The 24,552-nt window shown below is 33.4% G+C and carries 21 protein-coding genes; 14 read left to right on the forward strand and 7 right to left on the reverse strand.

Translation table 11 applies throughout. The features are described 5' to 3' along the window. Positions 1 to 41 precede the first annotated feature (41 nt). Complete coding sequence (locus tag HB672_RS12730) at positions 42 to 962, forward strand: carbon-nitrogen hydrolase family protein (RefSeq protein WP_244306621.1); 921 nt, start codon at positions 42 to 44, stop codon at positions 960 to 962. A gap of 7 nt (positions 963 to 969) precedes the next feature. Next, positions 970 to 1,461 (forward strand): DinB family protein, encoded by a 492-nt coding sequence (locus tag HB672_RS12735; protein ID WP_167769904.1) that lies wholly within the window; start codon positions 970 to 972, stop codon positions 1,459 to 1,461. A gap of 49 nt (positions 1,462 to 1,510) precedes the next feature. On the opposite strand, the gene HB672_RS12740 is transcribed toward HB672_RS12735, so the two are convergent. Further along, positions 1,511 to 2,374: a winged helix-turn-helix domain-containing protein gene (locus HB672_RS12740; RefSeq protein WP_167769905.1), complete on the reverse strand. Its 864-nt coding sequence runs from the start codon at positions 2,372 to 2,374 to the stop codon at positions 1,511 to 1,513. A 147-nt stretch (positions 2,375 to 2,521) separates the two neighbouring features. On the opposite strand from HB672_RS12740, the gene HB672_RS12745 reads away from it, so the two are divergent. Both HB672_RS12745 and HB672_RS12750 read left to right on the forward strand, forming a co-directional pair. Then, positions 2,522 to 3,334 (forward strand): hypothetical protein, encoded by an 813-nt coding sequence (locus tag HB672_RS12745; protein WP_167769906.1) that lies wholly within the window; start codon positions 2,522 to 2,524, stop codon positions 3,332 to 3,334. Positions 3,335 to 3,371: 37 nt separating this feature from the next. Continuing rightward, positions 3,372 to 3,956 (forward strand): hypothetical protein, encoded by a 585-nt coding sequence (locus HB672_RS12750; RefSeq protein WP_167769907.1) that lies wholly within the window; start codon positions 3,372 to 3,374, stop codon positions 3,954 to 3,956. 204 nt (positions 3,957 to 4,160) lie between these two features. On the opposite strand, the gene HB672_RS12755 is transcribed toward HB672_RS12750, so the two are convergent. The 3 genes from HB672_RS12755 to recR all read right to left on the reverse strand — a co-directional run bounded on the left by HB672_RS12755 (position 4,161) and on the right by recR (position 7,325). Next, positions 4,161 to 5,513 (reverse strand): dihydrolipoamide acetyltransferase family protein, encoded by a 1,353-nt coding sequence (locus HB672_RS12755; RefSeq protein ID WP_167769908.1) that lies wholly within the window; start codon positions 5,511 to 5,513, stop codon positions 4,161 to 4,163. Between the two features lie 90 nt (positions 5,514 to 5,603). Further along, positions 5,604 to 6,701, reverse strand: a complete 1,098-nt coding sequence (locus HB672_RS12760; protein ID WP_167769909.1) for a glycosyltransferase family 2 protein — start codon at positions 6,699 to 6,701, stop codon at positions 5,604 to 5,606. 6 nt (positions 6,702 to 6,707) lie between these two features. After that, positions 6,708 to 7,325, reverse strand: a complete 618-nt coding sequence (gene recR, locus HB672_RS12765) for a recombination mediator RecR (protein ID WP_167769910.1) — start codon at positions 7,323 to 7,325, stop codon at positions 6,708 to 6,710. A gap of 106 nt (positions 7,326 to 7,431) precedes the next feature. Here recR and HB672_RS12770 point away from each other — a divergent pair, with 106 nt between their 5' ends. Next, positions 7,432 to 8,895: a sodium:solute symporter gene (locus HB672_RS12770; protein ID WP_167769911.1), complete on the forward strand. Its 1,464-nt coding sequence runs from the start codon at positions 7,432 to 7,434 to the stop codon at positions 8,893 to 8,895. Here the strand turns inward: HB672_RS12770 and HB672_RS12775 are convergent. Beyond that, positions 8,866 to 9,225: a CoA-binding protein gene (locus HB672_RS12775; protein ID WP_167769912.1), complete on the reverse strand. Its 360-nt coding sequence runs from the start codon at positions 9,223 to 9,225 to the stop codon at positions 8,866 to 8,868. The genes HB672_RS12770 and HB672_RS12775 overlap by 30 nt on opposite strands. 237 nt (positions 9,226 to 9,462) lie before the next feature. On the opposite strand from HB672_RS12775, the gene HB672_RS12780 reads away from it, so the two are divergent. Next, on the forward strand, positions 9,463 to 11,934 hold the full coding sequence (locus HB672_RS12780) for an outer membrane beta-barrel family protein (protein ID WP_167769913.1): 2,472 nt from the start codon (positions 9,463 to 9,465) through the stop codon (positions 11,932 to 11,934). 296 nt (positions 11,935 to 12,230) lie between these two features. On the opposite strand, the gene HB672_RS12785 is transcribed toward HB672_RS12780, so the two are convergent. Both HB672_RS12785 and HB672_RS12790 read right to left on the reverse strand, forming a co-directional pair. After that, complete coding sequence (locus HB672_RS12785; RefSeq protein WP_167769914.1) at positions 12,231 to 12,605, reverse strand: hypothetical protein; 375 nt, start codon at positions 12,603 to 12,605, stop codon at positions 12,231 to 12,233. A gap of 46 nt (positions 12,606 to 12,651) precedes the next feature. Then, the gene (locus tag HB672_RS12790; RefSeq protein WP_167769915.1) at positions 12,652 to 13,656 is read right to left on the reverse strand and encodes a beta-ketoacyl-ACP synthase III; all 1,005 of its coding nucleotides are present in this window, start codon (positions 13,654 to 13,656) and stop codon (positions 12,652 to 12,654) included. A 186-nt stretch (positions 13,657 to 13,842) separates the two neighbouring features. On the opposite strand from HB672_RS12790, the gene HB672_RS12795 reads away from it, so the two are divergent. From HB672_RS12795 to HB672_RS12830, 8 genes are all read left to right on the forward strand, one after another. After that, positions 13,843 to 16,287 carry a prolyl oligopeptidase family serine peptidase gene (locus HB672_RS12795; protein ID WP_167769916.1) on the forward strand — a complete coding sequence of 815 codons (2,445 nt, stop codon included), beginning with the start codon at positions 13,843 to 13,845 and terminating at the stop codon, positions 16,285 to 16,287. Positions 16,288 to 16,517: 230 nt separating this feature from the next. Then, positions 16,518 to 18,428: a molecular chaperone HtpG gene (htpG, locus tag HB672_RS12800; protein ID WP_167769917.1), complete on the forward strand. Its 1,911-nt coding sequence runs from the start codon at positions 16,518 to 16,520 to the stop codon at positions 18,426 to 18,428. A gap of 267 nt (positions 18,429 to 18,695) precedes the next feature. After that, the gene (locus tag HB672_RS12805; protein ID WP_167769918.1) at positions 18,696 to 19,094 is read left to right on the forward strand and encodes a hypothetical protein; all 399 of its coding nucleotides are present in this window, start codon (positions 18,696 to 18,698) and stop codon (positions 19,092 to 19,094) included. A 95-nt stretch (positions 19,095 to 19,189) separates the two neighbouring features. Further along, the gene (locus HB672_RS12810; protein WP_167769919.1) at positions 19,190 to 19,435 is read left to right on the forward strand and encodes a DUF1059 domain-containing protein; all 246 of its coding nucleotides are present in this window, start codon (positions 19,190 to 19,192) and stop codon (positions 19,433 to 19,435) included. Between the two features lie 10 nt (positions 19,436 to 19,445). Next, complete coding sequence (locus tag HB672_RS12815) at positions 19,446 to 20,567, forward strand: VCBS repeat-containing protein (protein WP_167769920.1); 1,122 nt, start codon at positions 19,446 to 19,448, stop codon at positions 20,565 to 20,567. Positions 20,568 to 20,644: 77 nt separating this feature from the next. Beyond that, complete coding sequence (locus HB672_RS12820; RefSeq protein WP_167769921.1) at positions 20,645 to 22,297, forward strand: serine hydrolase; 1,653 nt, start codon at positions 20,645 to 20,647, stop codon at positions 22,295 to 22,297. A 254-nt stretch (positions 22,298 to 22,551) separates the two neighbouring features. Continuing rightward, positions 22,552 to 23,154, forward strand: a complete 603-nt coding sequence (locus HB672_RS12825; RefSeq protein ID WP_167769922.1) for a YkgJ family cysteine cluster protein — start codon at positions 22,552 to 22,554, stop codon at positions 23,152 to 23,154. A gap of 62 nt (positions 23,155 to 23,216) precedes the next feature. Next, positions 23,217 to 24,458 carry a DEAD/DEAH box helicase gene (locus HB672_RS12830; protein ID WP_167769923.1) on the forward strand — a complete coding sequence of 414 codons (1,242 nt, stop codon included), beginning with the start codon at positions 23,217 to 23,219 and terminating at the stop codon, positions 24,456 to 24,458. Positions 24,459 to 24,552: the final 94 nt, after the last annotated feature.

Here is a 24,552-nt window from a genome sequence, read left to right on the forward strand (position 1 = left end):
ATTTGTATCATAGAGTTTCAATCAATTTAATTAGAAGCAACATGATGAACAAAACAAAAATAGCAGCAGCTCAATTATCTCCAGTATTTCTAAACAAAGAAAAAACAATTGAAAAAGCTTGTGACGCAATTTTAGAGGCAAGTAATAATGGAGCTAAAGTAATTGTTTTTCCAGAAGCATTTATATCAGGTTATCCAGATTGGATATGGCTTGTTCCCAATAGCAAGGGAGCTGAACTCAATGAACTATATGTAAAACTTGTTGAAAATGCAGTTTCCGTTCCTGACAATTCAACCAACAAACTTTGTGAAGCCGCGAAAAAAGGAAAAATTAGTGTTGTAATTGGGATGCACGAACGCAATACAGAAACAAGTGGTACTAGTTTATTCAATAGTTTATTGTTTATCAATAATGACGGAGAAATAGCGGGGAAGCATAGAAAATTAATCCCAACTGGTGGCGAACGTCTAATCTGGTCACAGGGAGATGGTTCTACTTTCAAATCATATGATACAGCATCTGGAAAAATAGCTGGACTTATCTGTTGGGAAAATTACATGCCTTTAGCACGAAATGCTGTATATGAAACAGGAGCACAGATTCTCGCAGCGCCTACTTGGGATAAAAGCTCAAATTGGTTGCAATCAATACAACATATTGCAAGAGAAGGAGGCTTATTTGTTGTAAGTACTTGTATGGCATTACATATTGATGACATTCCAGACGACTATACATTTAAACATCTTTACCCTGAAGGTAGGGAATGGATAAACACTGGTAACAGTTGCATTATAGACCCAAAAGGACAAGTAATTGCAGGTCCATTAGAAGCACAAGAAGGAATTATATATGCAGATATAGACCTTAACACAATTATAGAAGCCAAACGAATGTTTGATGCTGTAGGTCATTATTCAAGACCTGATGTCTTTAATTTTTCAGTCAAATCAAACCAAAAATAAATATATTATGACAAATTCTAACACACGTGCAATTGCACTAGCAGAAAGATTAACACTAGGAGCAAATGCACTCGCTAATTTCGCAGAAAATTTATCTAATTCTGAGTGGAATAAACCTGTACTTGGAGACGGAAGAACCATTGGTGTTGTAGTGCATCACGTTGCAAGTGTTTATCCACTTGAAATTGAACTAGCTCAAGTAATTGCCTCTGGAAATCCAATCACTGATGCTACAATGGATGTTGTAAATCAAATGAATGCTCATCATGCTAAAGAATTCGCAAATGTGGGGAAAATTGAGACTATAGAACTACTAAGAAGAAACAGTAAAATTGCAGCCGATGCTGTGCGTTCCTTTACAGATAAAGAACTTGATAATGCGTCAACTGTTTCATTAAATGCAAATGCTCCATTGACTGTCCAATTTTTTGTCGAAGACCACGCACTTCGTCATAGTTACCATCACTTTAGTAAAATTAAAGAAACACTTAAAAAGTAATCAAAAAGCACAGTATAAAACTGTGCTTTGGCATTTATCTATAAGATTCCTAACTCACTTCAAGTTTATAACCAACACCATGAACATTAACTAATTTAATGGAATCGTCTTCTTTTAACTTCTTACGAAGTTTTGAGATATAGGTGTCTAAACTTCTACCTACAATTACACCATTATCTTCCCAAACGCGTTTTTCTAATTCTTCTCGCTTTATAATTTGATTTGGATTGGCTACAAAAATTTCCAACAGCTCACATTCCTTTTTAGAAAGGCTAATCTCTATCGCTTGCTTAACTAATTTATTCTGCTCTGGATAAAATTGAAAACTGCCAATAGAGGCATAGTTGTCATTATTACTTTTTTCTAAGTTATTTGATTTACTCTTATAAAAAACAATTCCTAATACAACTATCACAGCAACTAGAAAGTAAAATAGATATTTTAAGCTGCTATTTTGAGAGTTTAATGACTTAGTAAACCTTACACTTACAATGTAACAGGCTTTGTGCAATTGTCTTCCTCCACAAGGCACAATATCCTTATCAACATTTTCTTTCATTTCGTAACTGTAAGCTACCTCACCATCTTCACATTGTTTTACTTCTGTAAGATAATATCTTGGTAAATCTGCTTTTTGAAAACTGCTTTTTATGATATTTACAAGACTATCTGGATGAATTGATACAGATTCTTGAAAGGCCAATTGATACTTTTGATTATCTAATTCTAAAACTGGCTTAACCAAAGATGTTGAATCCTGATTGTTAAGTAGTATTTTATGACCTACATCACGTAATGCTACTTTAGTAACTTCTGAAAAGTTTCTATTTGAATCATTATTACATGATAATATGCAAAATAAAAACATGATGAAGGCTAAGCTACTAGCTAAATATTTGGAGGTGTTATTCATAATTAAGTGTAAATAACACACAATTTCTCGACTTTTTACAACTGTTGACACTTCTTTTACATTTTTTTGACACTTTCATGGTATTCTAGCTCTAGTTTAGCATCATCAATTAACATGAAGTATACTATTAATCATAAAACAAACAAAATGAAAAAGAGAGTTTTAATTATTTCAGCTGCAGTTATTACAGTAAGTATAACAGCATTTAGTGTTATGTCTTTTAACAATTTAAAAAGCAACGAAACAACACAACTAGAAAACAATACAGTTGCCATGAATACGGAGGTCATTAATAAAATGGCCAATAGAATTTTTACCGATTTTATTTACGATGTAGGCCCAAGGTATAATCCTATTAAAAAAACAGACTTAGATGCTGTAAGATCATTTAATGACCTTATTGACTTGGAGCATGCCCAACGAATTGTTGACTACAAATCTATTAGTGTTATTAAAATTATTGATGACAAAGAATCAAATATTCGTGAAACTGGAAACAGTGACGCATTAACTAATAAGCAATTAGAATTTATACAGGCCTCAAATTATTCAACCAATCTAACGTTTTCGGCATATTTAACAGAGAAGAACCCAGAAACAGGAACTATAGAAAACACGCATTGGAGACCTTACTTTACAGTTATTCCAGAAAAACAAGCTGAATATTCAGAAGGCAAAGAGGCACTTAAAAAATATCTTAAAGAAAATAGCAAAGCATCAAGAGATAAAGCAAATGTGGATCCCGAAAAGTTACAAGCTGCCAAATTATTTTTTACGGTAACTAAAAAAGGCGCTATTGAAAATGTTAGGTTAGATAGAACCTCAAACTACCCTTTAGTTGATAAAACCATGATTGAGTTAATAAAAAACACACCAGGAACATGGAAACCTGCTGAAAATTTTGAAGGCAAAGAAGTAGACCAAGAACTTGTGGTTTCCTTTGGATTAATGGGTTGTTAAGCCATAATTTTAAATATAAATTATTAGACTAAAACTTATGAAGAAACATATAGTTACAATTTTGCTGCTATTCTTTTGCATACTATCATATAGTCAAGAAGAGGAAAGCCTTGAAGTGTTTACAACAGATAGCACCTGGATAAAAGAAATTATAAAATTCCCAATTAATTTTGCTCAAGACATCAACTATGAAGGCTTTGAAGATTTAAGATTTCCTCAAGGATGGTCTAACCAAGAGAGTCCAAACTTTTGGTCTTATGTTTGGGCTTGGAATATTAATGGTATTGAAAAACCATCTGAAAGTGACTTAGAAAAAAATGTGCAACTCTATTTTGACGGTTTATTAGGCCTTGATTTCTATAAAATTAATGACGTTAAAACACCAAAAACAAATGCCGTTTTTATTAAAAAAGGGAACACACAATATGTAGGTAAAGTAAAAACCATAGATACACGTTACACCAAACTACCAATGACCTTAAATGTGCTTGTTGAATACTACTATTGTGAGATTCAAAAGAAAACGATTATGGTTTTTAGATATTCGCCAAAACCATTTGATAATGCTGTTTGGTATAAACTTAACGAGGTCAAACTGCGAGCAGATGCTTGTGAGTTTTAATGCTAATTGATAAATTCCTTATTTGACTTTGTAAGAAAAATTGTCGACCTTCGTTTAACAACTGATATAAACAATTGAAAAAGTTCATATCTAAGCATTAAACAAAGACCTAAAATTTTGCAACAAAAAAAGCACAGTTTTAAAACTGTGCTTTTGCTTTTATTAAGACATCTCGACTCGGTTCGATGTGACAGACTAAATGTATTATATTTCTCTATCTAAATCCCAAGCTTCTAAATAATCTTTTACGGCTTTTACAAATTGTCCTCCAAGAGCACCATTTACCACTCTATGGTCATAAGAGTGCGACATAAACATCTTGTATCGTATACCTATATAATCACCTTCAGATGTTTCAATAACAGCAGGTACTTTTCTAATAGCTCCTAAAGCTAAAATACCAACTTGTGGCTGATTAATTATTGGTGTTCCCATAATGCTTCCAAAGGTTCCAACATTAGTTACTGTATAGGTACCTCCTTGTATATCGTCAGGTTTAAGTTGGTTCATTCTAGCACGATTCGCCAAGTCGTTCACTTGTTTTGCCATACCAATTAAATTTAACTGATCTGCATTTTTAATAACAGGCACAATTAAATTACCATCACCTAAAGCAGCTGCCATACCAAGATTGATATGTTTCTTCTTAATGATTTTATCTCCTTGCACCGAAATATTCATCATTGGGTAATCACGAAGTGCTTTTGCTACAGCCTCCATAAATATTGGTGTAAAGGTTAAGTTTTCACCTTCACGCTTTTTAAAGTCGTTTTTATGTTTATTTCTCCAGTTCCATATATTCGTTACATCTGCTTCAATAAAGGACTGCACATGAGCAGACGTTTGTACAGAATCGACCATGTGCTTCGCTACCAATTTACCCATTCTGGTCATTTCAATAATCTCATCTCCTCCACTTACTTCAATAGGTGTTTCTTTAACTTCTGGTTTAGGAGTCACTGGTGCGCTTTGTGTTTTTACTGGTTCAGGTGTTACTTCTTGCTGAGCAACTGGTTGTGGTTCTGGTTCGCTACCTCTATTTCCAAGATATGCTAAAATATCATTTTTAGTGACTCTACCTTCTTTACCTGTTCCCAGGATACTATCTAGTTCAGCTTGTGATAAGCCTTCTTTTTTAGCAATATTTTTAACCAATGGCGAATAGAATCTGTCTTCAGTTGAACTCACAGGAGTCTCTACCACAGCTTTCGCTGCTACTACTGTTTGAGCAACATCAGCAACTGCCTTTGTTGGTGCTTCAACCTTTGGTTCTGCAACCTCTTGCTTTGGTGCAGCAGGTGCTTCAGTAGCACTTCCTTCTATTTCTATAACAGCAATGGTTTGACCTACTTGCACAACATCGTCAACCTCAAATAATTTTTCTACAAGTACACCATCTACTTCACTTGGAACTTCACTATCTACCTTATCTGTTGCTATTTCAAGAACAGCTTCGTCAGCTTCAATAGTGTCTCCCACTTCTTTTAACCAAGATGTTATGGTTGCCTCAGCAACACTCTCTCCCATTTTAGGTAACTTAAGTTCAAATTTTGCCATATCGTTAATACAAAAGCGATTTTTAGGTTATTGACTGCAAAATTAGAGAAAAATGATTAATTCTGTTGCAGTTTTTTCAATAAATTCGATTTAAAACGTGATAACTTCTCCTCTACTATTTGAGCTATCACTACCAATTATAAAGTTAGAATTATTTACTAAAATTCTAAATGATATATCGCTCTTTCTATTCAAATGTATCAAATTAGAAATGATTTCTTTATAAGTCATCGACGATGTGTCGAATATAACTGTGCTAGCATTTTTAATTTCCTCTTTGGAATTAACTAACAAGATTTGTTTTTGCAATTTCTTTGAAAGAAATTCAACATTTTTACTTGAAAACGCATAACTATTTTTTGAATCTTTCTTAGCCACTTTTGGTGCTTTACGAAATAAGAACGCTAGCTTAATTCCTAACCAAACAAACACATCAAACACAATATTAGACTTAAAATGCTTCTTATAAAATATTTGCATTGCTCCATAAAAACGTTTCGCGTAAGATTTGTCTTTTAATGTGCTTTCTCCTTTATAATGAATCACCATAGTTGTTCCGAAATAGTAATTATCTAAGCCAGCTTTTATGGCTTTGTACGATAAGTCAATATCTTCTCCGTACATAAAATAATCTTCGTCAAAACCTTCCAACTGATTATAAACAGCTCGTTTCATAAACATAAAGGCTCCAACAAGGATATTTACTTTTGCAACCTCATCTTCTTGAACATGATTTGCATAATAATTGGCTGAATTTCCTCTTATTTTTTGCAAAGCCACCTTTACTACAGGAATATTACGTTTGCTTTCTGGTAGAAATTTTCCCGAGCCATCTATCAGTTTACATCCAACTATTCCTAAGTTTTCTTTAGCTTCTGAAAACTTTAATAATTGAGAAAACACATCTTCAGGCACTACAGTATCTGGGTTTAAAATGCAGATATACTCTCCTTTTGCAACTGCAACGCCTTGATTATTTCCTTTTGAAAAACCTAAGTTCTCTTTGTTCTCTATTAAAATAACCTCTGAAAATAATTGCTTTACCATTTCGCAACTACCATCATGTGAATTGTTATCGACTACAATAATTTCAGAATCGATATTTGTTGTAGCGGCTTTTACGCTATGCAAACACAGCTCGAGAAAATAGCGAACATTATAGTTTAATATGACAACTGAGAGTTTCACGCGCCATTACATTTTTAAAGACGCTTCAAAAGGCACGCGATTTACAATGCTTCTTCCTAAGGTCACCTCATCGGCATATTCCAATTCGTCACCAACCGAAATGCCTCTGGAAATAGTTGATGTAATCACTTCTAAATCTTGGATTTGCTTGTAAATATAGAAGTTAGTCGTATCGCCTTCCATGGTAGAACTAAGAGCAAAAATTAATTCTTTTATCTCGCCTTGTTTTACTTTTTCAACTAAGGAATTTATGTTTAAATCGTGAGGTCCAACACCATCCATTGGCGATATTTTACCTCCAAGAACATGGTACAATCCTCTAAAAGTACTTGTGTTTTCAATAGCCATGACATCTCGAATGTCTTCAACTACGCAAATAATATCAGTTTTTCTGTGAGGGTTAGTACAAATTTCACATATAGCAACATCACTAATATTATGGCAGCTTTTACAAAACTTAATCTCTTCACGCATTTTAAGCAATGCCTTAGTCAAGTCACTAGTTTGCTCTTTGGGTTGACGTAATAAATGCAGCACTAAACGCAATGCTGTACGCTTACCTATTCCTGGTAATTGCGACATTTCGTTCACAGCATTTTCAAGTAATTTTGAAGAAAATTCCATAGTTGCGAATTTACAATTTTTATCCTGCATTCAAATAGGAAAGAATTTGAATTATTTGGAATTTGAAAATTTTAATTTGTACTTTGAAACACCAATACTAAAACAAATGAATCCAACTCAAATTCTTTTACTTATTGCAGCTTATTTTGGCGTGCTGATATTAATATCGTATTTCACTGGAAAAAATGATAGTAATGCCGATTTTTTTAAAGCTGGAAAAACATCACCTTGGTATGTCGTAGCTTTTGGAATGGTTGGCGCATCACTCTCTGGTGTGACTTTTATCTCGGTTCCTGGTTGGGTTGATGGTTCACAGTTTAGCTATTTTCAAGTGGTTTTGGGTTATATGGTTGGGTATTTTGTAGTTGCCTATGTGCTAATGCCTATTTACTATCGCCTTAATGTGACGTCTATTTATGAGTATTTATTGCAGCGTTTTGGATTTGTAAGTCATAAAACTGGTGCTTTCTTCTTCTTTGTTTCTAGGGTTCTAGGCGCAGCTTTTAGACTCTATTTAGTCGCCATTGTATTACAACAATTTGTGTTTGATGAATGGAATGTACCTTTTGAAATTACAGTAGTTATCTCTATTTTATTGATATGGATTTACACGAATAAAGGTGGTATTAAAACCATTGTTTGGACTGATACACTACAAACATTGTTCATGATTTTGGCTGTAATCTTATCCATCTATTTTATAAACGAAAGTTTAGGATGGAGTTTTAGTGAGTTTTTAGCATCTAGTGAGTTAAAAGAATACAGTAAAATTATGGTTACTGATAGCTTTTTAGAAAGAAGTCATTTTATTAAATCGTTTGTTGGCGGTATGTTTATCACTATTTGTATGACAGGTTTAGACCAAGATATGATGCAAAAGAATTTAACCTGTAAAACACTAAAGGATGCTCAAAAAAACATGGTATCATTTAGTATTGTGTTAGTGGCTGTTACCTTTCTTTTCATGCTTTTGGGTGCGCTTCTTTTTATATATGCAAAAAAACACAACATTGCCACTCCTTTAATGGATGGCACTCCAAAAACAGACTTATTATTCCCAGAAATTGCTTTGAACGGTGGCTTAGGAATAACTCTAGCCATTACTTTTATGCTAGGTTTAATTGCTGCTGCTTATAGTAGTGCAGATAGTGCCTTGACGTCGCTTACTACGTCATTTTGTGTGGATTTCTTAAACATTGAAAAGAAACCAAAAGACCAACAAAAAAGCATTCGTAAAAAGACACATATTGGTATGAGTGTCATGCTCGTTATTGTTATTATAATCTTTAAATATGTTTTGAGTAGTAATGTTATAGATAGCTTACTTACAGTTGCTGGTTATACCTATGGGCCACTACTTGGGCTTTTCGCCTTTGGTATTTTTACTAAAAAACAAATAAAAGACAAGTATGTTTGGATTGTTGCTATTATATCCGTGGTGCTTACTGCAGTTATTGGTAATATTCCAGCTGAAAGCCTTGGTGGTTATGTTGTAGGTTACGAATTACTACCAATTAATGGCATGCTAACGTTTATTGGATTAGTACTGATTAGTAGAAAGCAAGACTAAAGTACAGGACATTTCAAAATTAATATTGTTTTCTTCTAATAGTTTAAAAAACTCTGGGTTTTCGGTTCCCGGATTAAAAATGATGCGCTCAGGTTTTAATGATATAAGATAATTGTAATATTCCTTTTGCCTTTTAGCATTCATATATAATGTCACTGTATCAATATCTTCATAAGGCTTAAGTTCTGTATCAATCATTACACCCTCAACCTCTCCCTCTCTTAAACCAAAGGCAACAACTTCATGCTTATTTGCCACTAAACGTTGTATCGCATAGTGAGAATATCTGTTAGGATTTAATGATGCTCCAAAAACTAAGGTCTTTTTCATGTGTTTATGTTTATTGCTTTTTAATTGTCATACTTCGACTACGCTCAGTACAGACTTATAACATCCATATAATCAATTTCACTTTGACAGAATTATAGTTATGGAAGTTTTATGTAAATGTTAAAAAAATGTTAATGCGTGTTAAAAAAAGTAACAGCATTTAAATATAGTCGTCTGTTAAGTATAAATGTAGTAAAATACATTTATTATTAACATCATCAATCAATCAAAAAACGAATGAAAAAACTGATCACACTGTGTTTGGCAATACTCTTTATTGTACAAAACACTCAAGCAACAAATGACAACTCTAGCGAATTAATCGATGGCTCTATTACTGGAAAGGTACTAGACGCCACACTTAACGAGCCGCTCCCTTATGTAAACATCATCATAAAAAATGATAAAGGTGAAACCGTAACAGGCGCCATCACACTTGATAATGGAACATTTGAAATTAAAAAAATTCCTGAAGGTAAAATTACAGTAACCGCTCAATATATTGGTTACAAAGCCGTAGTTAAAGAATTAACCATTAGCAAAAAAAATCGCAAGTTTGACCTTGGAGAAATTAGATTGGAGGAAGAAGCTGCGGGTTTGGACGCAGTAACCGTAGTTGCTGAAGTATCTACTATACAGCAAAAAGTAGATAGAAAGGTTATTACCATTGGTAAAGACCTTGCTGCTGCTGGTACAGCTTCAGAACTTATGGTTGGTATTCCTTCAGTTAGTGTGGATGCACAATCTGGAGATATTAGTTTAAGAGGAAACTCTAACGTAAGAGTTATGGTAGATGGAAAACTATCTAATATTCCAACAGCTCAATTATTAAAACAAATTCCTTCAACAGCTATTAAATCAATTGAGTTAATTACGAATCCTTCAGCAAAATATAACCCTGAAGGCATGAGTGGAATTATCAATATTGTACTTCACAAAAACACGATGGTTGGCTTTAACGGTAGTGTAAGTGCAGGCATTAGTTATGAAAAAGAAGTAAAATTCAATAGCGCCTTAAATTTAAACTACCGTAATGGAAAGTTTAATTTATATGGTAGTTACAGTAATAATTTAGGTAAAAACCAAAATGTTGGACGAGTTTTTAGACCAACTAACAATTCTGAAATGTTCTTCGATATTTTAGACGAACGAAAAAATCACTTATATAAAGTAGGTGTCGATTATTATATAAATGATAAGAACACCGTTTCTTTCTTTACCAATCAAAGTACCTCCGATAACGGTACTGTAGGTGCTACGAGTGCGCTATTTTACAATAACCCTTCTTTTGACCAAATGCAAGAGTTTGATGCAAGTAACAAAAACAACTCATCGCAATATAACTTCGATTATAAATTAGATTTTGCCAAAGAAGGTGAAAATATTGAGCTGGAAGTAGACCACAACATTTACAATGGTGATGGCCCTGTGGTGTATGACGATATTTCTGGAACTAACGATTATATCGATTCTAACGATACTGAAAGATTACGAACAACGGTAAACTTAGATTACGTAAATCCGCTTTCTGAGACTACGAAACTAGAACTTGGTTTACAAGCAAGGTTATTTAATACAGATATAAAATACTCTTCAACTGGACAATCTTTAGATAGCCAAGGTATGTTGCGTCCAACACCTGACACACGCTTCGATTATACAAGAGATATTTATTCAGGATATGCAACATTTAGCAAAAAATTTGAAAAATGGACATACCAAATTGGAGCTCGCGTAGAAAGTGTGAATGTAGATGCATTAGCTTTAGAAACCGAAATAGGCTCAGGAAACACAACACCTATCGCTTTCGACAATAATTATGTACGTGTATATCCTTCGGCTTTCTTTACCTATACACCAAGCGAAAAGAACCAATATCAATTAAGTTATAGCAGAAGAGTAGATCGTCCTGGAATTGGACAAGTAAACCCAATAAAAGAATGGAGTACACCTTTGGTATCGCAATACGGAAATCAAGAATTAGAGCCACAGTTTACAAACTCATTAGAAGTAAATTACACACGTGGTCTTGAAAACGGAAGTGTAACAGCTGGTGTATTTTACCGTTCAATTTCTGATGAAATAAATCAAGCATTATTAATAGACAGATCTGATGTAAGTGCTGGACGTGTTATTTTAACACACGATAATTTTGATGATACCTCAGCTTATGGATTGGAATTATCAACTAATTATCGTCCAACAAAATGGTGGAGCATTAATTCTAGTTTCGATTTATATTCACAAACGCAAAAGGGTATTTCTGAGAGTTTAACTGAACCTCTTGAAACAGCAACTATAGATGATATTGTTATCGAAGTAAGAGAAGTAGATGTTGTAGCTTATAACTTTAGAATGTTTAACAACTTTAAAGCAACTAAAAACTTAACGTTTACAGCCTTTGGATTCTACCAAGGCGCTAACGAAAACCTACAGTTTGATGTCGATGCCATGTTTTTTGTAAACCTTGGTGCACGATTAAGTTTTGCTGAAGGAAAAGGTAATATAGGTGTTAGCTTTAATGATGTGTTTAACACGATGCAGTTTAAAGGTGTTGGAACAAGACCATACGAACAACGTTTACGCTTTGAATGGGAAAGTAGAACTATTGGCATGAATCTATCTTATAGATTTGGCGGAGGAAAATACCGTGCTAAATCTAGAAAACAACGAGATAACAACGAAAAAGACGGAGGAGGTCTTTTCTAGATATAAAAACTCATTAATAACCTGCGTAATAGTTGATGGTTAGTGTTAATGTTAGGTTATTAATAAAAAGCCCAGGCAATTTTTGTCTGGGTTTTTATTTGTAATGAGATGTGCAAATGTTAAAATTGGTTAAATTAACACTTGTGATGAAATAAAAAGCAAAAACTAACGTCTTACATACAAGAGCATTTAGTTTAAATGTTAATGTTGGTTAATAGCAAAAAAACCCAGAGCATCTTTGTTCTGGGTTTTTTTATGTATTCCTTAGAAGTAAGGAAGTTTGTTACTTTTAATATTTATTTCTTTTTTACAAATTCTATTTTAGTGTCTATACTTCGGCTTTTAGCGTGGACTTTCATTTTACTTCCATTTGTTTCCAAAATTTCAACATAAATTTTTTGCCCAATCACATCACTTACATCATCTGGATAATTTAAAATTTTCTCATATGTCATTTCATAACTACATTGAGATGTCCATTTAATTGAAGAGTAAATAACAACTTCAGTTTCAGTATTTGTTTCAATTTGCATTGATTCAGTTCTAACAATTTTTTCAGGAAAATTTTCATTAACATAAAAAAATGTTCCAGTTTTAAAATCGGAACAATTTTTTTCTTGAGTAAAACTGCTAATTGAAATAAAGAAAATAAAAAATAAATAATTTTTCATAAGATTAATGATTTCTTAATGAAATTCCTTTCCCAAAGGTGTTAGATTACCACTTAATAATAGCACTTCCCCAAGTAAAGCCACTACCAAAAGCAGCTAATACCACATTATCGCCTTCTTTAACCTTGCCCTCTTCCCAAGCTTCAGTTAAAGCAATAATTACAGAGGCAGCCGTAGTATTGCCGTACTTCATAATATTATTAAATACTTGGTCGTCAGATAGACCAAATTTTTTCTGAATAAACTGCGCGATACGTAAATTAGCTTGATGCGGAATTAACATATCGATATCATCCTTTTGTAATCCGTTTTTCATCAACCCTTCCATAATCACTTCGCTAAAACGTACCACAGCATGTTTAAAAACAAACGTACCATCCATATATGGAAAATATGATAAATCGTCTTCTCCGGCTTCCATTATTTCTGGCACCCAATGCCTAATACTTGGTGCTTCAACAATTAGTTTATCGGCATATTTACCTTCACTATGCAAATGCGTAGATAAAATCCCTTTTGAGTTATCTTCTTCTCGCGATACAATACAAGCTCCAGCTCCGTCACCAAAAATAACCGTAACGCCTCGCCCTCTAGTTGATTTATCTAGACCATTAGAGTGATATTCGGCACCAACGACCAGAATATTTTTATACATGCCTGTTTTAATAAATTGGTCTGCTACCGACAACGCATAAATAAAACCAGAACATTGATTTCTTATATCAATGGCTCCAACATTTTTTAATTCCAATAAATCTTGAATTTGCACACCACAACCTGGAAAATAATAATCTGGTGTCATTGTGGCAAACACTATAAAATCGATATCATCTTTATCTATTCCAGCACGTTCAATCGCCATTTCGGATGCCTTTGCTCCCATAATTGCAGAAGTATCATCACTTCCTTGCTTTATCCATCTTCGTTCTTTAATTCCAGTACGTTCTTGTATCCATGCATCATTAGTATCCATCATTTTAGACAAATCATCATTGGTAACCACGTTTTCTGGTAGATATTTTCCAAGTCCTGTTATTCTTGAATTATACATAAGCAACTCTTTTTCTTAAATTAAATTGAATTTTAAATGTAATGAATTATTACAATTTAGCTGTGAAAATATCTCATATTTAATGATTCTGTTAAAAACTTTAACTAATACTTAAGGTCTTACAAAGTATAAAATTGTGTAACTTTAAGCTCATTTATTTTATCGTCTAATTTAAACCAACTCAAAATGAAAAAATCAATTGTTTTAGTGCTTATTTTCTTTGCAGCCCTTTTACAAGCACAAGAAAATGTAAGCTATCAAACGCCTCACGATAATATTTTAGAATTAGCAGATGCAACTGCTGCTCCTGTATTAAGAATGGATAGTAAAAGTGATAAAATGCTATTTCTTTCTAGAAGTAATTTTAAAACCATTGCCGAATTATCTGAAACTGAAATGCGTTTAGGCGGACTTAGAATTAATCCAGTAACCAACATAGGCAGTCGCCAAAATTATTATACTGATATTAAATTGAGAAATGGGAGAAACAGTGAAAATGTTGCTGTAAAAGGCTTACCAAAAAATGGTCGCTATGCCTATTTTAGTTTTTCTCCAGATGAAACTAAAGTAGCATTTACAAATACAACAGACACAGGAGTTGAACTTTGGGTATTAGACTTTGATACTGCAACAGCTACAAAATTAACAGATGCTAGCATCAATGCAAATATGGGAAGTCCATTTGATTGGTTTAAAGACAACAATTCGCTTTTGGTTAAAATGCTATCTAACAACAGGAAATCACTAATAGACACTAAAACAGCAGTTCCAACTGGTCCAACTATTTCGGTAAGTGAAGAAGGTGTAAAAGCCCAAAATAGAACCTATCAAGATTTATTAAAAAATAGAAATGATGAACACAATTTTGAGCAATTAGCCTTAGCACAATTATACAAAGTATCGTTAGATGGCAATAAAACCAAGTGGAAAGATGACGATATGTACACAGGAATATCATTCTCTCCTGATGGAAAATACATCATGGTAAACACCCTACAAAAACCATTCTCTTATATAGTAACCTATGGACGTTTTCCTTCAAGCACAAATATTTATGACACTAACGGAAATTTAGTAAGCGAGTTTTTAAAAACACCTCTTATCGAAGAGTTGCCAAAAGGTTTTATGTCAACTCGAACAGGTAAAAGAAGTGTCTCATGGAGAGCCGATAGGCCTTCAACGTTGTATTGGGCAGAAGCATTAGATGGTGGTGACCCAGCTATTGATGTGGCCTATCGTGATGAAGTATTTCAATTGGATGCTCCTTTTAATGGCACACCAAAATCGCTTGTAAAACTAAAGCAACGTTACGCTGGCGTAATTTGGGGAGACGATGATACTGCTATTGCCATGGATAGATGGTGGAATACAAGAAATTCTAAAACGTACATCTTTAATCCATCAAACAATAAAGAAGCTCCAAAATTACTTTGGGATAGAAATTACCAAGACCGTTACAGCGACCCTGGAAGTTTTGCCACCAAAAGAAATGAATATGGAAGATATGCCTTAGAATTAAGTGGTGATGACGCTTACCTTATTGGAGCTGGTTATAGCAAAGATGGAAAGTTTCCTTTTATTGATAAAATCGACTTAAAGAACAAACAAACCAAACGCTTATATCAATCAACTGAAACCAATAAGCTTGAAAATATTAGTGATATACTTGATGTGAAAAAAGGTGAAATATTGGTACGCGTAGAATCTAAAAACGAGTTTCCAAACTATTATGTAAAAAACATAAAACGTAAAAAAGGTGCAGTAGCATTAACACAATTTGAAAATCCGTTTAAAAGCATTCAAAATGTACATAAAGAGGTTATTAACTACAAGCGTGATGATGGTTTAGATCTTTCTGGAGAATTGTATTTACCAACCAATTACGAAAAAGGTAAAAAATACCCAATGATAGTTTGGGCGTATCCAAGAGAATACAAAGACAAGAGTAGCGCATCGCAAAGTACTGCAAACCCTAACCAGTTTACATATCCATCGTATGGATCACCAATATTCTGGGTAACACGTGGTTATGTAGTATTAAACAATGCGTCTTTCCCAATTGTAGGTGAAGGCAGTAAAGAACCTAACGATAGTTTTAGATCGCAATTGGTTGCTAATGGTAAAGCCGCTATTGATGCCGTTGATAAATTAGGTTATATTGACAGAAATAGAGTGGCTGTTGGAGGACATTCGTATGGCGCCTTTATGGTAGCAAATCTTTTATCTCATTCCGATTTATTTGCAGCTGGAATCGCTAGAAGTGGTGCTTATAATAGAACGTTGACACCTTTCGGTTTCCAAAGCGAAGAGCGAAGTTATTGGGAAGCACCTGATGTTTACTACACCATGTCGCCATTTATGCATGCCGATAAAATGAAAACGCCAATGTTATTAATACATGGTGAAGCCGATAATAATTCAGGAACGTACCCACTACAAAGCGAGCGTTATTTTAACGCTTTAAAAGGTCTAGGTGCTCCAGTGAGGTTAGTAATGTTACCTAAAGAAAGTCATGGTTATCGAGCAAAAGAATCTGTCATGCACTTACTTTGGGAACAAGACCAATGGCTAGAAGAGCATGTAAAAAATAAGCCATCGGTGAATACGCCAAATAAAATATTGAAAGATTAATTAAGTGTTTTTTTATAAAAAAGCCATTCTTCTAAGAAATTAGATTGAATGGCTTTTTTTATGTCAACTTGTCACAAATACACAATTGGTATTTTTTTTGACTATAAGAAACAAAACGAATTATAAATAATAACCGTTAGTTCGAGTTGAGACAAAGTCGAAGTATCGAGAACTTCTCGATAAACCTTTCGACAAGCTCAAGGCACTCGAAGTGACAAATAAATTAAATTATGACAAAAGGAAATATTAATGTTTCGGTAGAGAATATCTTTCCGTTAATTAAAAAGTTTCTCTACAGTGATCACGAAATATTTTTACGTGAGCTTATAAGTAATGCTACTGATGCTACTATGAAGCTTAAGCACCTTACTAATATTGGTGAAGCTAAAGTAGAATATGGTAATCCGAAAATTGAAGTTAAAATTGACAAAGACGCCAAGATACTTCATATTATTGATCAAGGTCTTGGTATGACAGCCGATGAAGTTGAAAAGTACATTAACCAAGTGGCTTTTTCAGGTGCTGAAGAGTTTTTAGACAAGTATAAAGATAAAGTTGATGATGCTGGCATTATTGGTCATTTTGGTCTTGGTTTTTATTCGGCATTTATGGTTGCCGATAAAGTGGAAATCATCACTAAATCTTTTAAAGATGAGCCTGCTGCACATTGGACTTGTGATGGATCACCTGAATTCTCAATGGAGGCTTCTGATAAAACAGAAAGAGGTACAGAAATCATTCTTCATATTGCAGATGATTCTACCGAGTTTTTAGAAGAAAGTAGAATTAGAGAGTTGTTGTTGAAGTATAACAAGTTTATGCCTATTCCAATTAAATTTGGAACTAAAGAAATAAACGACCCAGACTTTACACCTAAAACAACTAAAGATAAAGACGGTAAAGAAACTACTGAGCCTCACAAACAAATAACAGTTGATAACATTATTAATAATCCAAATCCTGCATGGACCAAACAACCAGCAGATTTAGAAGACCAGAACTATAAAGATTTCTATCGCGAGTTGTATCCAATGCAATTTGAAGAACCTTTATTCAACATCCATTTAAATGTCGATTATCCTTTCAATCTTACTGGAATCTTGTATTTCCCAAAGATGACGAATGATTTGAATATTCAGAAGGATAAAATTCAACTATATCAAAATCAAGTATTTGTTACTGATAATGTTGAAGGCATTGTTCCAGAATTCTTAACCATGCTTCGAGGTGTCATTGATTCACCAGACATTCCATTAAACGTGTCTCGTAGTTACTTACAAGCAGATGGAGCAGTTAAAAAGATTTCATCTTACATTACGCGTAAAGTAGCGGATAAGTTAAAATCGTTATTCAATAGCAATCGTGAAGATTTTGAAGCTAAATGGAATGATATCAAAATCGTGATTGAATACGGAATGCTTTCCGAAGAAAAATTCTTTGAAAAAGCGGATGCTTTTGCGTTGTATCCAACTGTAGATGGTAAATACTATACGTTTGAAGAATTAACCAATGCTATAAAAGCAAAACAAACGGATAAGGATGACAAAATGGTGATTTTGTATGCATCAAATAAAGATGAACAACACAGTTACATTGAAGCTGCAAAGGATAAAAATTACGAGGTGTTATTATTGGATTCTCCTATTGTAAGTCATTTAATGCAAAAACTAGAAACGACTAAAGAAAACATATCATTTGCTCGTGTAGATGCTGACCATATTGATAATTTAATTAAAAAAGAAGACACGAAAATTTCTAAGCTATCTGATGAAGAAAAGACAAAGTTGGATGAGCTATTGAAAGAAGTTGTGCCTTCAGAAAAATTCATGGTACAGTTAGAGGCTATGGACAGTAATGCAGCTCCATTTATGATTACACAACCAGAGTTTATGCGTCGTATGAAAGAGATGCAACAAACTGGTGGTGGAGGTATGTTTGGAATGGGTAACATGCCAGAAATGTATAACCTTGTGGTTAATACAAACTCTGAGCTAGTTAACGACATTCTCAACACCAAAACACGTAAAAAACAAGAGCGCTTAATAAACCAAAGTTTAGATTTAGCGCGACTGTCTCAAGGCTTGTTAAAAGGTGAAGAGTTAACTAACTTCATTAAACGTAGTTACGATATGATAAAATAATCGAGTTTTATATAGTTAACGTCATAAGTCTCGTATTTTATAAAACTTATGATTTGGATGAATCGCTCGGGGTATAGAGCATACAATAACTATTAATCATGCAAATTAAATTTCGTGATTTAGAGATAAAACTCTATTTAGTTGAGATAGCTATAGTCTATCTATTGCTATTCTAAAAAAAGAAACCACTTCATAATCGAAGTGGTTTTTTTATTATTTTATTACTATATTACCTCATAATCAATTTATTAACTTAATCCCCAAGTCATGAAAAGAATACTAATTTTAATAGTTTTAAGCTTAACTTTAGGCTGTTCAAACGATAATGATGACAACCCAGATATTGATGTTTGGAGAATGATTCGTTTTCAAACTGGACCTACAGTTAATGATAACTTTGCTGATGATGATATTGAATGGACTTTTAATTTCGACACCAACATTTTAACTGTTGAAAATAGGGTTTTAGCTCTATATCCTGGATTAGTTTCTTCTGGTACATACCCTTTTACATTTGAAAATAATATCATCTCATTTGAATACAATTCGCTTGAATATACTGCCGATTATGATTTATCTGAAAATGATAATAAACTAACTCTGTTTTTCGATTTAATTCCCCAAGCCATTGATGATGAACAAACTTATGGTTTTGAAAAAAAATAGCAGCTATAATATTAATCACGAAACCACTTCAGTTTAGAAGTGGTTTTTTTATTACCCTTGTTTTACTAACTTGAAAGAAATTTTAAAAGACAACTATGAAAACTATGACTTGTAAACAATTAGGAGGCGCTTGCGATATGGAATTCCATGCAAATACCTTTGATGAAATTTCTGATATGAGCAAACAACATGGTATGGAAATGTTTCAAAAAAATGAGGAAGCTCATTTACAAGCAATGCACAAAATGCGTGAGTTAATGCATTCTCCGGACTCTAATGCTATGCAAGAATGGCTAAAAAATAAGAGAGCAGAATTCGACGCACTTCCTGATAATGTTTAATAACAATTTTATGAAATATTCAATACTTGTTTTCTTTCTTATTCTAACTCAAACAACCACATCACAAGACATACAATTTCGCTCAAATTCCAGAACTGTTCTAGGAAATGGTAATGAAAAATCGGCATCCATTGATGTTGGTGATATTGATAATGATGGCGATTTGGACATTCTGGTTGCAAATGGCAGACATTGGCCAGAACCAAATATGGTCTTTATTAATAACGGTCTCGGAATATTTACGGTATCAAAATTATTAGATAATATTAACGAGACAAGCTATGCAACCGAACTAGCAGATTTTGATGGTGACGGAGATTTAGATGTCGCAGTAGGAAACGACATGGCCCCAAACGCCATTTATTTAAACGATGGTGAAGGCAACTTCACAAGAGCTGGTAATTTTGGTAATGATTATTCTCCAACTCGAAACCTAAAAACCATAGACATTGACATGGATGGTGATATTGATATTTTAATCACTAATAGAGGAAAGGAAAATGAAATATGCTTGAATAATGGAAAAGGACAGTTTACTGAAATTGTGAAATTTGGTTCTAAAGATGATTCTACAATCGATGTTGAAGTGGTTGACATAGATAAAGATGGCGACAACGATTTGGTGCTGGCTAATAGAGACCAACAACAAAATTTTGTTTATCTAAACAATGGTAAATTAAATTTTAATGAAAAAATTCCTTTCGGAACAGGAATAGACGAAACAAGAGCAGTTGGTATAGCAGACATTGACGATGATGGACACTTAGATATAATCACCGCAAATATTGATGAATCAAATGTGATTTATTTTGGAAGTAAATCGATGAATTATTCACGTAGTATTGTGTATGATACGTCTTCAAATAACTCCTATTCTTTAAGTATTGGTGATATTGATGGCAATGGCAATAAGGATATTGTAATCGCTAATTCAGGAAAACCAAATATGGTATTTCTTAATTTTAAAAAAGGTGCATCTTGGAAATCAATGAGTCTTAGGAATCAAGAACTGGCGACTTACGACATTATTCTTGCCGATTTAAATAACGACAATAGATTAGATATTATTGAAAGTAATTCAGATGCCACTAATTACTATTACCTAAATATAGCATCCAATAAAAAGCAGTAGAAAAACTGTAACTATAAATCTTTTTATTCGTCATATAGAATAAGTTATAATCTATAATAAATCAAAATACACATACTATGCAGCACAAGTTTTTTAGTAAAACAATTGCCTTATTATCTTTTTGCCTACTCATATCTTTTTCTAATCAAGCACAAAACTTAGAATCTCAAATAGACGATATTCTCAATGCGACCTATAAACCAAATCAACCTGGAGCAACAGCTTTAGTGTCTAAAAATGGTGAGGTTATCTATCGTAAAGGTTTTGGTAGTGCTAATTTAGAATTAGGTGTGGCAATGAAACCAGAACATGTATTTGAAATAGGCTCAATTACCAAACAATTTACTGCCATTGCTATTTTAATGCTCGAAGAACAAGGAAAATTAAAAGTTGAAGACGACATCACCAAATATATTCCAGATTATCCAACCAATGGAAAAACCATTACAATTCATCATTTATTAAATCATACCTCTGGTATAAAAAGTTATACAGGAATGCAAAGCTTTCAAGCCAACGCAAGACGTGATATGACACCAACCGAAATAATAGACTTCTTTAAAAATGAGCCAATGGATTTTGATCCAGGCGAAAAATTTCTATACAACAACTCAGGTTATATCATACTTGGCCATATCATTGAAGTTATTACAGGAAAATCTTATGCCGATTTCGTTCAGAAAAACATTTTTGATAAAGTAGGCATGAAAAATTCCTATTATGGCAGTAAGACAAAACTAATTAAAAATCGAGCTACTGGTTATCAGCAAAGAGAAAATGGTTATCAAAATGCTGAATATTTAAGTTTAACCCTACCTTATGCTGCTGGGTCGTTAATGTCTAACGTAGATGACCTTTTAAAATGGCAAAAAGCCTTAAACACCAACCAACTTATATCTCAAAAAAGTTACGAAAAAGCTATAAACGGTTCGTCTTTAAACAGTGGCGAGCACATTGGTTATGGTTATGGTCTTGGAGCAGGAAAGTTACAAGGCTCAAAGAGTATTTCTCATGGTGGAGGCATATTTGGATACACAACTCAGGGTATTTATATGCCTGAAGAAGATGTGTTTGTGTCTATACTTACAAATTGCGATTGCAACTCTCCTGGAGGTGTCGCAAATAAAATTGCAGCCTTAGCTATTGGAAAACCATTTTTAGATAAAGCAGATGCCATTACATTAAATGAAGCTAAACTAAAGCAATGGGTTGGAGCTTACGAATTCCCTGATGGTGCTATTAGACATATTACTGTTGAAAATGGGAAAATTTTCAGCCAAAGAGAAGGTAGTACAAAGTTGGAAATCTATCCAATGTCTGAATCTAAATTCATTTTTGAAGAAGGTGATATTACCTATAATTTTAGCATGAAAAATGGTAAAAAACAAGCAGCGTTTGTAACAGACGTAACAGCTATTGGAAACGAAATAAATAAAGCACCACCAGCCGAACAAAAAGAAATTACTTTGGCTCCAGATGTTTTAAAACAATATATAGGCAAATACGAATTACAACCAGGTTTTGTTATTATGGTAACCGTAAAAGGAAATCAAATATTTGCACAAGCTACAGGACAACCTCAATTTGAGATATTCGCAGAAAGTGAAGACAATTTCTTTTTTAAAGTAGTACCAGCAAAATTAGTTTTTAGTAAAGACGATAATGGTAAAGTTAATTTGGCGACCCTGTATCAAGGTGGGCAGGAAATACCAGGAAAAAAAATAGACTAATTACCAATAATACATATTTCAAAGCCACTTCAATCGGAGTGGCTTTTTTTTATTGATATTCTCATAAAAAAAGACGAAATTCGTTTGCTTGTGATGAACTTGCTCCAGAATTAAAGCTAAGTCATACATATATTAAAGTTAGCAATAGTTACTTCAAAATCAAATCTTCCTGTAACTAGTAAAACAATATTAATTTCTTTTCAAGAATAAATCAAACTTCATAGCAATATTAAGTCTACCTTCGGTAAAAAATAATGTCAATAGAGCGAAAAGTTCAATTAGTGGAAAGTCTTTTTTCTAAATTAGAACAAGAAACCGCTCAATTTGAGCAATCATCAGTACTTACTTGTGTTTCTGGCTGTGGAAAATGTTGTACTCAACCAAATATAGAAGCCTCTCCTATAGAATTTTTACCGTGGGCATTTCACTTGTTTTTAAATGGAGAGGCAGAAAAAACATTCATTCAGCTTAAGAAAAACCAAAATTCAACTTGTATAATCTACAAACCTTTAGCTATTATTAATCAAGGTCGTTGTAGTAACTACAAATATCGAGGTTTAATTTGTAGACTTTTTGGGTTTGCAGCTAATACTGATAAATACGGGAATTTAAGATTGGCTACTTGTAAAATTATCAAAGAAGGTCAAGCCGACAATTATAGTTCTACTTCCGAAGCCATAACTAAAGGACTTTATGTACCTGTTTTTACTGAATACTATATGCAATTAAATCAGATAGATTTCAACTTAGGAAATATCATTCTACCAATAAACAAAGCTCTTAAAATGGCTTTAGAAGAAGTTTTACAATTTTATGCATACAGACCATTTCTTCATTTAGGAAAAAAATGTGGTTAAAATATCCAAAACCTATTCCTTACCTTTACATTCTTATTAAGATTGAAAAACAATAACACCCTATGTCCTTTAAAGACTTAAAGCTCAACAAACCTTTATTACGAGCTATCGCAGAATCTGGTTATGATAACCCTACGCTAGTACAAGAAAAAACCATTCCTTTAGTATTAGATAAAAAAGATGTCATTACCTCAGCACAAACAGGCACTGGTAAAACAGCTGCTTTTGCCTTACCAATTTTACAGTTATTATTTGATTATCAAGATGCACCAAAAAAAGGTAAAAAAATAAAGGCTTTAATTGTGAGTCCAACAAGAGAATTGGCGGTACAAATTGCTTCAAATTTAAAAACATACAGCAAATACACCAACATACGTACTGCAGTGGTTTTTGGTGGCACATCCATTGAGCCTCAAAAGGATATTCTTAAAAAAGGGGTTGATATATTAATAGCTACTCCAGGACGTTTACTCGACTTACATAAACAAGATTTGATAAACCTTGATTATATTCAAATATTGGTGTTAGATGAAGCTGATTTAATGCTAGACATGGGTTTTATTGACGACGTAAAAAAAATCGAACGCTTATGCCCTGAAACTAAGCAAACCTTATTGTTCTCGGCAACCATCCCATATAAAGTAGAGCAACTGGCAAATACAATTTTAAAAGACCCAAAGCGTATTGAAGTCACACCTAATGCCTCAACGTCCAAAAATGTGAACCAAGCCCTTTATTATGTACCTAAACGTAATAAAATAGAATTGTGTTTGCACTTACTTCGAAACACTATTAAAGGGAATATCATCATTTTTAGACGTACAAAATTTGGTGTGGATAAGCTTGAAAAAACACTTCTTAAAAACGGCTATTTGGTAGGTAGCATTCATGGCGATAAAACTCAAAGCGATAGACAAAAAGCCTTAGTGAATTTCAAAATGAATAAGGTCAATATATTAGTGGCGACAGACGTTGCAGCACGTGGTATTGATATTGACAACTTAGATGCGGTTATTAACTTTGATTTACCAAACGTACCCGAAACCTATGTACATCGCATAGGTAGAACAGCACGCGCAGGAAACAAAGGTGTTGCTTACTCCTTTTGTTCGGCAGATGAAAAATCTTATGTAAAAAGCATTCAACAGCTTATTCAATTACAATTAGACGTTGTTGAAGACCATCCTTATCCTCTAGATCCAAAAGTAAAACCAATAGTTCACACATCCAAAACACCAAAAAGCAAGTACAAAAAAGGACGTAAAAGTGAGGCGTCTAAAAAGAAAAAGAAGCGCTGGTATTAAGTTTTGACTTTGTTAGAAAAAATGTCGAACTTCGTTTAACATCTTATGTAAACAATTGAAAAAGTTCATATCAAGGCATTGCCATTAATACCGA

This window comes from Gaetbulibacter sp. S0825 (assembly GCF_011777505.1).
Classification (GTDB): Bacteria; Bacteroidota; Bacteroidia; order Flavobacteriales; family Flavobacteriaceae; genus Pontimicrobium.

Bases quoted from the DNA above. Each gene is read 5' to 3' on its own strand.
- HB672_RS12825 (WP_167769922.1), top strand. From the start codon at position 22,552: ATGTCAATAGAGCGAAAAGTTCAATTAGTGGAAAGTCTTTTTTCTAAA.
- HB672_RS12790 (WP_167769915.1), bottom strand. From the start codon at position 13,656: ATGTATAATTCAAGAATAACAGGACTTGGAAAATATCTACCAGAAAAC.
- HB672_RS12815 (WP_167769920.1), top strand. From the start codon at position 19,446: ATGAAATATTCAATACTTGTTTTCTTTCTTATTCTAACTCAAACAACC.
- HB672_RS12795 (WP_167769916.1), top strand. From the start codon at position 13,843: ATGAAAAAATCAATTGTTTTAGTGCTTATTTTCTTTGCAGCCCTTTTA.
- HB672_RS12780 (WP_167769913.1), top strand. From the start codon at position 9,463: ATGAAAAAACTGATCACACTGTGTTTGGCAATACTCTTTATTGTACAA.
- HB672_RS12775 (WP_167769912.1), bottom strand. From the start codon at position 9,225: ATGAAAAAGACCTTAGTTTTTGGAGCATCATTAAATCCTAACAGATAT.
- HB672_RS12785 (WP_167769914.1), bottom strand. From the start codon at position 12,605: ATGAAAAATTATTTATTTTTTATTTTCTTTATTTCAATTAGCAGTTTT.
- HB672_RS12745 (WP_167769906.1), top strand. From the start codon at position 2,522: ATGAAAAAGAGAGTTTTAATTATTTCAGCTGCAGTTATTACAGTAAGT.
- HB672_RS12755 (WP_167769908.1), bottom strand. From the start codon at position 5,513: ATGGCAAAATTTGAACTTAAGTTACCTAAAATGGGAGAGAGTGTTGCT.
- HB672_RS12750 (WP_167769907.1), top strand. From the start codon at position 3,372: ATGAAGAAACATATAGTTACAATTTTGCTGCTATTCTTTTGCATACTA.
- HB672_RS12820 (WP_167769921.1), top strand. From the start codon at position 20,645: ATGCAGCACAAGTTTTTTAGTAAAACAATTGCCTTATTATCTTTTTGC.
- HB672_RS12730 (WP_244306621.1), top strand. From the start codon at position 42: ATGATGAACAAAACAAAAATAGCAGCAGCTCAATTATCTCCAGTATTT.
- HB672_RS12735 (WP_167769904.1), top strand. From the start codon at position 970: ATGACAAATTCTAACACACGTGCAATTGCACTAGCAGAAAGATTAACA.
- recR (WP_167769910.1), bottom strand. From the start codon at position 7,325: ATGGAATTTTCTTCAAAATTACTTGAAAATGCTGTGAACGAAATGTCG.
- HB672_RS12805 (WP_167769918.1), top strand. From the start codon at position 18,696: ATGAAAAGAATACTAATTTTAATAGTTTTAAGCTTAACTTTAGGCTGT.
- HB672_RS12770 (WP_167769911.1), top strand. From the start codon at position 7,432: ATGAATCCAACTCAAATTCTTTTACTTATTGCAGCTTATTTTGGCGTG.
- HB672_RS12740 (WP_167769905.1), bottom strand. From the start codon at position 2,374: ATGAATAACACCTCCAAATATTTAGCTAGTAGCTTAGCCTTCATCATG.
- HB672_RS12810 (WP_167769919.1), top strand. From the start codon at position 19,190: ATGAAAACTATGACTTGTAAACAATTAGGAGGCGCTTGCGATATGGAA.
- HB672_RS12830 (WP_167769923.1), top strand. From the start codon at position 23,217: ATGTCCTTTAAAGACTTAAAGCTCAACAAACCTTTATTACGAGCTATC.
- htpG (WP_167769917.1), top strand. From the start codon at position 16,518: ATGACAAAAGGAAATATTAATGTTTCGGTAGAGAATATCTTTCCGTTA.